The organism is Trueperella bonasi, assembly GCF_030811535.1.
Taxonomy (GTDB): Bacteria; Actinomycetota; Actinomycetes; order Actinomycetales; family Actinomycetaceae; genus Trueperella; species Trueperella bonasi.
Genome location: NZ_JAUSQX010000001.1, coordinates 853,031 through 865,201 on the forward strand (window position 1 = coordinate 853,031; position 12,171 = coordinate 865,201).

The following is a 12,171-nucleotide window of genomic DNA, read 5'->3' on the forward strand; positions in this document are numbered from 1 at the left end:
CCCGAAATTCAAAGATAGCGATGACTGCGGGAAAATCCACTGACAGAAAGCTACTTTCGGGGCTGAGAGTAGACGCGAGCGCCCACAGTCATGTTATTTTCCCGCAGCGAACTATTTTCACAGGCCCTTGTTGCTGGCATCGGGAAATGCTGGACATGGCCCACCGGGCAGGGCCTACATCAGGAGATGCGCAAAACTGCTGAATCTGAGCGTTCAGATCGATGCTCGCGCCAAAAAGCGGCTTTTTTCGAGTACAAATGCGCAGGCCCTCAAGTAGCCCACCATTTCGCACCTCATGTGGCGCTACCACTTCTCGCTATTGCTCCCCTTCCGGCGACGCTTGTGACGAAACAAACGATCCCGGATTCATCTGAATCCGGGATCGGGCCGAGCCACCTGCGAGAATCGAACTCGCGACCTTCTCATTACGAGTGAGACGCTCTACCGACTGAGCTAAGGTGGCCTGCGCCGTTCAACTTACCTAACAAACAGGCAGTATTTCAAATAGTGCAACGTGATATTCGCCGCGCCAAGCGCAAATCCAGCTTTCGCGATCTACTCGTCCGCGCCGCAGGTCAACCCATCCTCCGGAACTTCCCCACGTAACAAGAACGCATCCAATGCGCCATTAATGCAGTCGCCCGCGCGCCCGTAAGCGGTGTGGCCTTCGCCCTCCCACGTCACGAACACCGAGTTTTCCATGTTGTCCGCAAAAGCCTCAGACCACTCATACGGCGTGGCCGGATCGCCCGTCGTTCCGACAACCACAATGGGCTCCGAATCGGCAGCGACGAACGGCCCCAACGGACCATCCTCCCCACCCGGCATAATCGAACACATGTACTGCGAATAGCCCATAACCTTGCCGAAAATGGGCGCCTCTTCGGTTAACTGCTCGGCCTTCGCCTCCCAATCAGCCACGTCACCAGTCACATGCGTATCAGCGCAGTTGATCGCCCAGTTCGCCTCGGTCATGTTGCTGCTAAACGAATCACCTTCGCGGGACATGTACAGATCAAACATCATCAAGAACATCTCACCAGTGCCGTCGTTAATGACCTCCTCAAATCCTGTTTCCAGCGCAAACCACGCAGAGTCGTCATAGAGAGGCATGATCACACCGTAAAACAAGCCCGTCTCCGATAGCTCCCGGCTACCCGCCGGAATCGGATTTTCCGCGACCTGATCGAACAGCTCAGAAAGCTTCGCCCGCGCTTCCTCAAGGGAGTCGCCGAGCACGCAATCGCCGTCAGCGATACAGTGCTCGACAAACGCATCGAAAGCCTGCTCAAATCCCTTCGCCTGCGCCAAATTCTGTTCAAAGCCCGAAATCGAATCATCCACCGCGCCATCTAAAATCACACGGCCGACATTTTCCGGAAACAGCTCAGCATACATTCCACCAAGCGTGGTTCCATACGAATACCCCACATAATATAACCGCGGATCGCCTAACACGTGGCGCATCACATCCATATCCTGTGCGGCCTCGCGCGTGCCAACGAACTCGAGTAGCGGACCCGTATTGTCAATGCAGCCCTGCACAAGATTATCGACGGCGGCCTGCTCCTGCGCCTTTGCCTCTTCAGTATCGGGGTAAGAGGTATCCAAATACGCAGCCAAATCCGCGTCGCTCAAACAATCAACCGGGGCCGAATCACCCACGCCCCGCGGATCAAAACCAATCACATTGAAATGGGTCAAAATATCGTCCGAAAAATAGGCACTGGCCATCGACGCCATGTCCTGCCCTGAACCGCCAGGCCCGCCCGGATTCACCAACAAATTCCCGATCGGCTCGCCCATCGCTTCAGCCTTTTTCATTCGGATCGTGATCGTTTCACCATCCGGATTTTCGTAATCCATCGGCACAGTCACATCCGCACATTCGAAACCGTCGCAGTCAAACCACTGGAGGTCCTGGTTGTAAAATTTCTCCAAGCCCGCAGGAATGTCCGGCATTGGAGCGTCTATAGCGACGGCATCCGCATCGATATCTACCGATGGCGAAGGGGAAGGCGACTCGGAAGACTGCGGGGGCGCGGGTTCCGAATCGCGCGATTGAACGTCAACCGTGTTCACACACGCTGCAAGGGCGAGAGTGGTGGCGGCAAGCAAAGCAATAGGTTTAAGTTTCACAGTTCCAATTTAGGCTATTTCAGTGGCGGTATCACCCTCGAATGTTCTCTTGTGGAAGGATTCCCCGCCAAGCTCACCGGTGGACAACTTCAGCCAGTCACACTACTTCCGGCAAAGCTCCACCAGCGCCGCCTCCATCAGCAACTGCACCGCCACATTACCGCGCAACCTCAGGCGCGCCTCACTCAGCGCATCAATTCGGGAAAGCGTCACTCCCGGCGTCGTATCCGTCGCAATCTGCTCAACCGCCGCCTCATAATCCGCATTCACCAGCGCAACGTCCGCGCCTAGCTGGCGTACCAACACATCCCGATACAGCGACGTCGCATAAATCAACTCGCGATCTACCATGTCCTGCATGTTGCGCGCTGCCCGGCGCTTTGAATCCACTCCCGCCGCCTTCACCTGGCTACGCACAGCCGCCGGCACGCGCGCCCCCGGCTCGAGCCCCATCGCCAACAAGCGCTCCTCGACCTCCCGCTCGGCAGCCTCCTCATCGGCCTTCTCACCCTCCGCGCCCCGCATCGCGTCCATATCGGTGAGCATCATGGCAGCCAGCACCGCATCGCCAGTCGTGCGGATCCCGACGACGGCGTCCAAAGTCTTCTTCCGCACCGCGGCCGCGTCCGGGTCGGTAGCCAGCGCCTTTGCCACCCCGATATGCGACTGCGCCGCCTGCGCCGCCACCAAAGCCCGCTGCGGATCAGCACCTTCACGCTCCACCAACAACCGCGCCACATCCTGTGGCGCGGGAGTCACCAAATTAACGTTCCGGGTACGCGAACGAATCGTCGGTAGCACATCGGCAACAGCAGCGGTACACAGAATCCACACCGTGCGCGGGCCGGGCTCCTCAATCGCCTTCAACAGCACGTTCGTCGTGCGCGGCAGCATCCGATCCGCATCCTCGACGATAAAAACCTTCCACGCACCCGAGGCCGGCGCCTGATAGGAACTCGCCACGTACTCGCGAACCTCATCCGCGCCAATCGTCACCAAATCGGTACTCAAAGCTGTCACATCCGGATGGTTCCCACCCATCACAGCCTTGCAGTGCGCGCATTCGCCAGCGCCCGGCTCGGTCTCCTCGCACTGCAGTGCCGCCGCAAACGCCCGAGCGGCCAGCGACCTTCCAGAACCCGGCGGTCCCGTAATCAACCAGGCATGGCTCATCGCCGATGCTCCTGGTGCGAGCTGCGCCCCGGCGTGGTCGCCAAAACTTTCGGAAATCCCGCGCGCGGCATGCGCCGCCCGGGTAAGCTCTGCCACCGCGGCCTCCTGCCCCACAAGATCATCGAAAACGCTCACGCCCGCTCCTCTAACAACCGCTCCACGACGCCGCGAATTTCCCCCGCAAGATCGTCCGGCGATCGCGAGGCGTCTAGAACGTAGAACCGCTCCGGCTCGCGCTCAGCTAGCTGACGGAACTGTGCCCGAACCGCCTCGTGAAACTCGGCGCCGGCCCGCTCGAGCCGATCCAGCTCACCGCCAGCGCGTGCCGCAGCCCGCTGCGCCGAAACCTGCGCCGAGACGTCTAATAAGAACGTCACATCCGGCAGCAGGCCACCCACCGCCCACAGCGACAACTCGCGAACCTCATCCGTTCCCAAATCGCGTGCCGCACCCTGATAAGCCACCGACGAATCCAGATACCGATCCGTAATCACCACGGCCCCGTGTGCTAGCGCCGGACACACCTTCGCCTCCACGTGATGCGCTCGATCCGCCGCATATAGCAACGCCTCCGCCCGCGCACCCATCTCCCCACCGTGCAAAAGCAGGTTACGAATCTGGCCGCCCATTTCCGTACCACCAGGCTCGCGAGTCACGACAACGTTGCGCCCGGCTTCACGTAGCGCCTCCGCAAGCGCTTCCACCTGGGTCGACTTACCCGAGCCGTCACCGCCCTCGAAGGAAATGAACAGGCCGGCCATTACTTCTTCGCCGGCTTTCTCGTAGTTTTCTTCGCGGCAGGCTTGCGTCCCTTCACCGTGTTCTTCGTCTTGTTACGTGCCTTCGGGCCACCTTGCTCGGCGATCTTGAGCCGCCGCTGGACCAGCAAATCCTGCGCGCGTTCGGGCGTGATCTGGTTGATGTCATCTGAACGCGGCACCGAAGCGTTCACTTCGCCGTCGGTCACATAAGGGCCAAAACGGCCATCCTTCAACAAAATCGTGCCACCGGAAACCGGATCCTTACCGAGCTCCGCGAGTGGCGGACGAGCCGCCGCACGGCCACGCTTCTTCGGCTCCGAGAAAATCTTCTCCGCCTCCTCAAGCGTGATCTCGAAAATTTGCTCCTCAGTGTCCAGCGAGCGCGAATCCTTGCCGCGCTTCATATACGGGCCGTACCGCCCGTTCGTCGCGATAATCATCTCGCCTTCGGATTCGCCCACTTCGCGCGGCAGCGATAGCAGTTTCAGCGCATCTTCGAGAGTGATGGTATCCGGGCTCATCGAAGCAAAAAGCGAGGCCGTCTTCGGCTTTGGCTTCACCTTTGATACCTTGCCCGTAGGTGTGTAAGCCACAGCGTCGTCTGGCAAAACTTCCGACACATACGGGCCAAAGCGGCCATCCTTCACCACGATCGGATAACCCGTTTCTGGATCCTTACCCAGCTCGCGGTCCTCCTGCATCGCCGCGTCGAGCAACTCGGTCGCTTTGTGCAGTGTCAACTCATCGGGGGCAATGTCCTCCGGAATGTTAGCCCTCCGCGTCATCTCACCCTTCTCGTTGACCTCCTCGAGATAGGGCCCATAACGCCCAACGCGCACCGCCACCCGATCCGACAGCTCGATCGTGTTCACCGCACGCGCATCAATATCGCCTAGGCCATCGACCTGGCCGTGCAAACCCTTCGAGCTATCCCCGCCGTGATAGAAGGAGTCCAAATATTCCACGCGGCCCTTCATGCCCGCCGCGATGTCATCCAGGTCCGCTTCCATGTCTGCCGTGAAATCGTAATCCACCAAATCTGGAAGATAGTCCTCGAGCAGCCGCACCACCGAGAACGCGAGCCACGTCGGCACCAATGCCTGGCCCTTCTTATAGACGTAGCCGCGATCAATAATCGTGGAAATCGTGGAAGCGTATGTTGACGGGCGGCCAATCCCCTTCTCTTCAAGCGTTCGCACTAGCGAAGCTTCCGTGTAACGCGGCGGGGGCGTCGTCTCGTGCCCGTCAGCTGTTGCCTCCTCGTTCGCCACAATCTCACCCTCGTGCAGATCCGGCAGCCGCGAGTCCGACTTATCCTCGTACCGGTTCGTATCCTTCGATTCCTCATAAGCCGCCAAGAATCCGCGGAACGTGATAATCGTGCCCGAGGCCGCGAGCATCGCCTCCTGCGCACCCGCAGCGCCGCCAATATCGGCAACCAGCCGCACCGAGGCCGTCGATCCGGTAGCATCCGCCATCTGCGAGGCAACCGTGCGCTTCCAAATCAACTCGTACAGCGCATACTCACGCCCACGCAGCTCACTTTCCACCTGTTGCGGGGTGCGGAACGAATCACCCGCCGGCCGAATCGCCTCATGCGCCTCCTGCGCACCCTTCGACTTCGAGGCGTACAGCCGCGGTTTATCCGGCAAACTTTCACCGCCGTACAATTCCTTGATCTGCTTGCGCGCCGCGGAGACGGCCTCAGCCGAAAGATTCGTCGAATCCGTACGCATATACGTGATGTAACCGTTCTCGTACAAGGACTGTGCTATCGACATCGTGTCACGCGAACTCATCCGCAACTTCCGCGATGCCTCCTGCTGAAGCGTCGAGGTGGTAAACGGCGCAGCCGGACGCCTGCGATAGGGTTTCGTCTCCACCGAAGCCACCGACGAGTCCGTCTTCGCAAGCGCTTGGGCAATCGCCGTCGCGTCCTCCTCGGTAAGCGTGCGGACGCCGTCGCGCTGCGGCTTGGCCTTCAGCTCGCCGTCGTCGTCAAAATCCTTACCCGAAGCAATCCGCGCATCATCAAGCGAATAGAGCTTCGACTCGAACTCCTCGCCGTCCTTGGCATGCTGAACCGCTACGTCCCAATACGACGCCGGTACGAACGCCATCCGCTCACGCTCACGCTCCACCACGATCCGGGTGGTCACCGACTGCACGCGCCCCGCCGACAAGCTCGGCGCCACCTTGCGCCACAGCAACGGGGAAACCTCGTAGCCAACCAGACGATCGAGAATTCGGCGGGTTTCCTGAGCGTCAACCAACTCGGTATCAATATCGCGCGTATTCTCCAGCGCGCGGTCGATCGCTTCCTTCGTAATCTCATGAAAGACCATGCGCTTGACCGGCACCTTCGGCTTTAACGCCTCCAGCAAATGCCAGGCAATCGCCTCACCCTCGCGATCCTCATCCGTTGCGAGATAGAGTTCGTCGGCGTCCTTGAGCAGCTTGCGAAGCTCAGTAACCTTCTTTTTCTTATCCGGGCTCACCACGTAGTAGGGATCAAAACCGTCCTCCACATTGACGGCAAACTTGCCGTACGGGCCCTTCTTCATGTCCGTCGGCAACTCCGACGGGCGCGGCAGATCGCGGATATGACCAATGCTCGCCTCCACAACGTATTCGGGCCCCAAATAACTCCCGATCGTGCGCGCCTTGGCTGGAGACTCGACGATGACAAGCTTCGTCATGCATTCCTCTTTCTATCCGCGAGCAACGCTCGCTCTGACGACGGGTTTTGCCCGTATTTCGCGACCGCTGGCTGCAACCGCGTCTCGACGCGCAACTGGCGCTGCGCGTTTTCGTGTTCGCACCCACTTTACGACGACGGCGAGCAACCACGTTTAAGTTACTCGCAGGGTGGGTCGTCGAATGTCAGCATACCTAACCGCTTCATTTCGACAACTTTCGGCAAGAGCTGACCGGCCAGATCGGCGGGATCGCTGTGGAGAATCTCAGCGAGGGCCGCAGTGATTTGCGCCGTTGTGAGTTCGCCGTCCGCCACCGACACGAAACCGGCTAGCTCCGTGGTAGCGAGCATCTCTTCGCCAAAGCCGTTCGTCTGTGTGAACTTAATAATCCACGGATCAGGCTCTCCCGGATGGTAAAACCTATGCTCCACAAGGTTTGAAGCGATCGGGGCGAGTGTGAGAACCTCGGCGGAACCGAGGTGGCGCTGGTGCCAGATCGCCTCCGTGTACTCGTGCAAATTTGCCGGTGGCGTGCCGCGCAGGTGCTGGCCAAGGAACAGCGGGGCTACGGGGGCGCGGCCAGAGGTGGGCTGGGCTTGGGTGCAGGCCGGGCCGGCCGAAATATAGCCAAGCCCAATCTCCGTGATGCCGCGCTTGTCAAAGTCCGCAAGCCATGCCGCGTATGAGCGTTCATAATCGGGGTGGCCGAGCCGCAATCCGCCGTCGGCGAGCCACGTCTCGATGTAGCTGGTAACCGGGAGACGCTCGCGCATGATGACATGCAGATCCAGGTTGGGCGCCGCCCACTGGCGAAGCGGTAGGTAGGGATCGCCGCCACCATCACTTTCTTCGGCGCCGGTCGGGATTTCCCAGTTAAGAAGCATCCAGGCCCGGCCGTCGTCGTACAGGTGCTCGGCAAGTGCGCGCACAACGTGCTCCGATAGCTGATCGCCCTCTAGGCCGCCGTCGCGATAGTTAAGCCGACCCACGCCGTCGCGCGCAGAGGGCGGTGTGATTACGAAAGGTGGGTTAGAAACGACGGTATCGAAACGTTCGGCGCGCACTGGATCGAACAGCGAACCGGAGCGAATATCGAGCCGGACTCCGTTCAGTAACGCGTTGAATTCGGCGAGTTGCAGAGCTGCTTCGGAGACGTCCGTTGCCGTGGCGCTCGCACCGCAAAGTGCGGCAAGGATCGCGTGGAAGCCCGATCCGGTGCCGAGATCGAGGACTCGAGTGCCGGGCTGATACGAAGCGAGTTGGGCGAGCGTTCGCGATGCGCCGCCAACTCCCATGACGAAATTTTCACCGTGGCGGGCTCCCTGGAGTGCGCCATGGCTCGAGGCAATCCACACAGTGTTGGTCCGGGCTGCCAAAGAATCCGGGTTAGCCTCGGCAATGATCGGCCTCAAGTGCTGCGGGATATCAACCGGCACCACCTGCCACCGAGAGCGCCAACGATCAGTGGTTGGGGCGAGCTGGCCAGTGGAGACCAACCCTTTACCGTTGCGGTCCGCTCCGCCGTCAGCGGGGCACAAGAACGGCAGGCGCCCTGAGTTTTGCGCACCTTGACTTTGAAAAGTGGCGGGTAGCGCGAGAGCGAGCTCCTGTTCGGTTAGCGAGTCACCAAGCCACAACAGGCGCGTGAGCAGTGCCGTCTGAGAGGAATGGCCCACCGTTTGAGCATTGCAGTCTGGCGGTTGCGAACTGTGACCTGCAGCGATCCGAGCCGGCACCGCTATATCGCGGTCTAGAGCTGCAAGAGCGCGCTCTCCCAAGTGGGAGGCGATAGCATCGCGGGTCCAACCCGCAAGATCGTGCCGTAACGTCATGAGTTCTTCCATCGAGTCCACACTGCCACATCCTCAAGCTCCGGCGACATCTGGACACCCATGCTCCCACGACATTTGTCACCCCCGCTCCCGCGACACTTAAACCGTTTTCGCGACGCATTACTTGCTCATAAAAGTGTCGCCAGAGCCATTCAAGTATCGCGGGAGCAGGGGGCGGCTGCAAAATGTGTCAAGGGAATATTCGCCGGCTCGAGTAAGCCCGAAGCAACTGGCACAATGACCCCATGCGCTCCCTGGTCAGCACCATGACGGATTACGCCGGCGATCAGCTCACCGGCCACGTCACAGTGCCCGAGCGCACCGCCAAATATGGCACGTGGGGCACCTGGGTTCCCGATTCTGTGCTCGGCGCACTTGCCGATATCGGCGTTCGCAAACCGTGGGCGCACCAAGCACGGGCAGCAGATCTCATCCACGCCGGTCAGAACGTCGTGGTCGCAACGGGTACCGGCTCGGGCAAGTCACTTGCGGCCTGGGTACCCGCACTGTCTGCCATCGCTAACGCACGCCAAGGAATCACCTCGCTTGCAACCGCCCGCTCGCGCCCGACGGTCCTGTATTTGGGCCCCACGAAGGCGCTCGGGGCAGACCAAGAAGAATCGTTGACGAGGCTCGCCACCACAGTGGACCCACGCATCGGTGTGGCTACCGTTGACGGCGACGCGGATGGGCCAACGCGCGCGTGGGCTCGTCAGTCCGCCGACATCGTGCTGACCAACCCCGATTTTGCCCACTTTGGCCTACTTGGCCGGCACGAAATGTGGCAGCGCCTGTGGCGCGGACTCCAGTTCGTTGTGGTCGATGAGTTTCACTCCTATCGGGGAGCTTTTGCCGCGAACGTTGCGTTGGTTGTACGCAGGTTACTGCGCGTGGCTCGCCACTATGGGGCCGATCCGCGTGTGGTTTTCCTTTCCGCAACCGCTTACCAGCCCGCCGAGTCTGCCCGCCGCTTCTTGGGCGAAGCTTTTGGGCCGGTAGTCGCGGTGGAAGAGGACGGCTCACCTACGGGCCAGCGCGATATTTTTACGATGGCCTGCCGTGCGGTTCCAGATGAAATTGCTATCGACGACGACGGGGCGAATCTTCGCCGACGCGCAGCCAACACCGAGGCCGGTGAATTAACGGCTAGGCTTGTGGCCGGCGATGCGCGGGTACTCACGTTCGTGCGGTCTCGACCGGGAACCGAACGGGTTGCTGAGGTTTCGAGGGAGTTCCTCGCCGATTCCGCACCGCATCTAGAGGGCACGATTGCCGCCTACCGCGGGGGTTACCTTCCCGAAGAGCGGCGCGCACTTGAATCTCAATTACGGTCCGGCGATTTGCGCGGGCTTGCGACGACGTCGGCACTCGAACTTGGTATTGATATCTCCGGCTTAGATGCGGTTATCGTGACCGGCTGGCCGGGAACTCGGGCCTCGTTCCAACAGCAAATAGGGCGAGCAGGCCGTGCCGGATCGGGTGGTGTTGGTGTTTTGATAGGCCGTGAAAATCCTTTAGATCAGTACATTTTGGCCCACCCACAGTTGCTGGTTGACGGAAGCCCGGAAATGAGCGTGTTTGATCCTAAGAATCCGTGGATTCTACCCGGTCATTTGTGCGCTGCCGCAACGGAGGTGCCTTTGACGGCAGCCGATACGGAGGTGTTCTCATTAGAATCTGTAGCACCATTCGTTGAGCTGGCTGAAGCGGATTTGCTTAAGGAGCGGCCCACCGGTTGGTATTGGAATCCCGCAATGAAGGTCAACCCTCACGATCTGGTTGATATTCGTGGCGGGGGCGCCACGAATTCGATTATCGACTCCGAATCGGGAGCGCTGCTCGGCACTGTCGACGAAGGTAGGGCCGATTATTCCGTTCACCCGGGGGCGATTTACCTGCATCAGGGTGTACCCTACCTTGTGGAATCACTCGATGAGGGAGTCGCTCTCGTCCACCGCCACCGCGAAGAAGAGATTCGTACCTTTGCACGAGACGAAACCTCTGTGGAAATTCTTAGCATCGAACAGAGCGTGGAACTTCCGTGGGGTACGTGGAATCACGGCGAGGTTGTTGTCCAGTCCCGCGTCGTTGGCTACGACGTCCGCCGGGTCAAGGACGGCATGTTCCTCGGGAACGTGAAACTCGACATGCCAGTTCGTACGTTGCAGACCTCTGGCGTGTGGATGACGATATCGCAGGCCGTGCTCGACGACGCGCGCATCAGTGCCGCCGACATTCCAGGTACGCTTCACGCAGCCGAGCACACGATGATTGCGCTGCTGCCATTATTTGCCACATGTGACCGCTGGGATATCGGAGGGCTGTCAACCGCGTTGCACAGCCAGACAGGCATGCCCACAATCATCGTCCACGACGCCATGGCAGGCGGATCGGGATGCGCCGATCGTGGATTTTCCGCCGGGTTAGACTGGCTAACGGCCACGCTCGACACTTTGGCGGCATGCGATTGTAGCCAGGGTTGCCCGCGATGCGTGCAATCACCGAAGTGCGGCAACAACAATGAGCCCCTCGATAAGGACGGGGCAACGAGGCTTCTGCGCCACCTCGTTGGAAAATCTACGAATTGGGCTTGAGCGCGTTCTATGGTTGCGCTAGATCGGCGGGCCCAGCGATCGCTTTCGCTTCGTGCATGTTGGCCAACCATGCAAAACGCGGTTGCTTACGTAGAACGAGGCTCACGATCTCACCTTCAGCAAAGCATTCGACGCTCATTTCCGCCGCGATTTCTTGAGCCCGCGTACAACCGCGCGCTGGAGAGCCCGTGTCTCGAAGTTCAATTGCCGCCGATACCGCAGCCAGATCCGCTGTATTGCGGACCTCTGCCCTTTCCCAAGCCGTATAGAACAACTGGAGTAACAGGATAAAAACGAGCGTAGTGGCCATGATCGTCAGAGCCATACCGGCGGTGCCAAAGCCCGCTTCTTCTCTGGGCCGAGATCGACGGCGCAGCCAGGTTCTATCAGCGCAGTGATTCGACATTACCCTGTGCTTTGGCAGCGCCCGCCAGTAACTCGAAGTTCCGTTACTAACCTCCTGCCTAGCCATCGCGCACCCCCGGTTCGACCACAGCCCGATGTTGCCCAATAAAATCGATTCCGATGAGATCGTAAACACCCGTTCCGTGCCGCGTGACGGTCACGTACACCAGATTCTCACTAACATCTATGTTCACCGCTGCGCCCGAATCCGAAACTGACTCGGCGATCTCCCGTGAACCGCCGATTGAGTATTCGCGCGCGATCTCTTTTGCTTCATTCGAGACTTCAATGGTTTTCCAAGCTCCGACCAAACCGCCAAGCATCAGAAAAACCACGAAGAAGTAGATGGGCGTGATAAGAGCAAATTCACTCGTCACCATTCCTGCTTCGGCAGTAGTTCTACGCCGCCCGTTCATAGCGCCTCCTTTCTCAGTGCTTCCTTTGTGCTTCCTCTGTGCTTGTTCTATGCGCTTTAGATAGTTCGCCTGCGCCGCGACTGGTGATCCCGCACTAGTCGGCAGGGGTGGGCCCGGTGTGGGATGCACCGGGCCCACCACGATTTACCAAA

General features: G+C 59.7%; 8 protein-coding genes and 1 tRNA gene. 1 reads left to right on the forward strand and 8 read right to left on the reverse strand.

Features of this window, described 5'->3' with window-relative positions:
- Window positions 1-390: 390 nt before the first annotated feature.
- The 6 genes from J2S70_RS04070 to J2S70_RS04095 all read right to left on the reverse strand — a co-directional run bounded on the left by J2S70_RS04070 (window position 391) and on the right by J2S70_RS04095 (window position 8,604).
- Window positions 391-463: transfer RNA gene (locus J2S70_RS04070), tRNA-Thr, on the reverse strand.
- A 92-nt stretch (window positions 464-555) separates the two neighbouring features.
- Window positions 556-2,139, reverse strand: a complete 1,584-nt coding sequence (locus J2S70_RS04075; protein WP_307682465.1) for an alpha/beta hydrolase — start codon at window positions 2,137-2,139, stop codon at window positions 556-558.
- Window positions 2,140-2,241: 102 nt separating this feature from the next.
- Window positions 2,242-3,447 carry a DNA polymerase III subunit delta' gene (locus J2S70_RS04080; RefSeq protein WP_307682466.1) on the reverse strand — a complete coding sequence of 402 codons (1,206 nt, stop codon included), beginning with the start codon at window positions 3,445-3,447 and terminating at the stop codon, window positions 2,242-2,244.
- Complete coding sequence (gene tmk / locus J2S70_RS04085) at window positions 3,444-4,073, reverse strand: dTMP kinase (RefSeq protein ID WP_307682467.1); 630 nt, start codon at window positions 4,071-4,073, stop codon at window positions 3,444-3,446. The genes J2S70_RS04080 and tmk overlap by 4 nt, the downstream gene beginning before the upstream one ends.
- The gene (gene topA, locus J2S70_RS04090; RefSeq protein WP_307682468.1) at window positions 4,073-6,772 is read right to left on the reverse strand and encodes a type I DNA topoisomerase; all 2,700 of its coding nucleotides are present in this window, start codon (window positions 6,770-6,772) and stop codon (window positions 4,073-4,075) included. Before topA ends, tmk begins: the two co-directional genes overlap by 1 nt.
- 158 nt (window positions 6,773-6,930) lie before the next feature.
- Window positions 6,931-8,604 (reverse strand): methyltransferase, encoded by a 1,674-nt coding sequence (locus J2S70_RS04095; RefSeq protein ID WP_307682469.1) that lies wholly within the window; start codon window positions 8,602-8,604, stop codon window positions 6,931-6,933.
- A 245-nt stretch (window positions 8,605-8,849) separates the two neighbouring features.
- Between J2S70_RS04095 and J2S70_RS04100 the strand changes: the two genes are divergently transcribed.
- Window positions 8,850-11,198: a DEAD/DEAH box helicase gene (locus J2S70_RS04100; RefSeq protein ID WP_307682470.1), complete on the forward strand. Its 2,349-nt coding sequence runs from the start codon at window positions 8,850-8,852 to the stop codon at window positions 11,196-11,198.
- Window positions 11,199-11,205: 7 nt separating this feature from the next.
- Here the strand turns inward: J2S70_RS04100 and J2S70_RS04105 are convergent, their stop codons facing one another.
- Complete coding sequence (locus J2S70_RS04105; RefSeq protein WP_307682471.1) at window positions 11,206-11,604, reverse strand: hypothetical protein; 399 nt, start codon at window positions 11,602-11,604, stop codon at window positions 11,206-11,208.
- Window positions 11,605-11,662: 58 nt separating this feature from the next.
- The gene (locus tag J2S70_RS04110; protein ID WP_307682472.1) at window positions 11,663-12,019 is read right to left on the reverse strand and encodes a hypothetical protein; all 357 of its coding nucleotides are present in this window, start codon (window positions 12,017-12,019) and stop codon (window positions 11,663-11,665) included.
- Window positions 12,020-12,171: the final 152 nt, after the last annotated feature.

Excerpts from the sequence above, each read along its gene's own strand:
- J2S70_RS04105 (WP_307682471.1), bottom strand. The coding sequence starts at position 11,604 with ATGTCGAATCACTGCGCTGATAGAACCTGGCTGCGCCGTCGATCTCGG.
- topA (WP_307682468.1), bottom strand. The coding sequence starts at position 6,772 with ATGACGAAGCTTGTCATCGTCGAGTCTCCAGCCAAGGCGCGCACGATC.
- J2S70_RS04110 (WP_307682472.1), bottom strand. The coding sequence starts at position 12,019 with ATGAACGGGCGGCGTAGAACTACTGCCGAAGCAGGAATGGTGACGAGT.
- J2S70_RS04095 (WP_307682469.1), bottom strand. The coding sequence starts at position 8,604 with ATGACGTTACGGCACGATCTTGCGGGTTGGACCCGCGATGCTATCGCC.
- J2S70_RS04100 (WP_307682470.1), top strand. The coding sequence starts at position 8,850 with ATGCGCTCCCTGGTCAGCACCATGACGGATTACGCCGGCGATCAGCTC.
- tmk (WP_307682467.1), bottom strand. The coding sequence starts at position 4,073 with ATGGCCGGCCTGTTCATTTCCTTCGAGGGCGGTGACGGCTCGGGTAAG.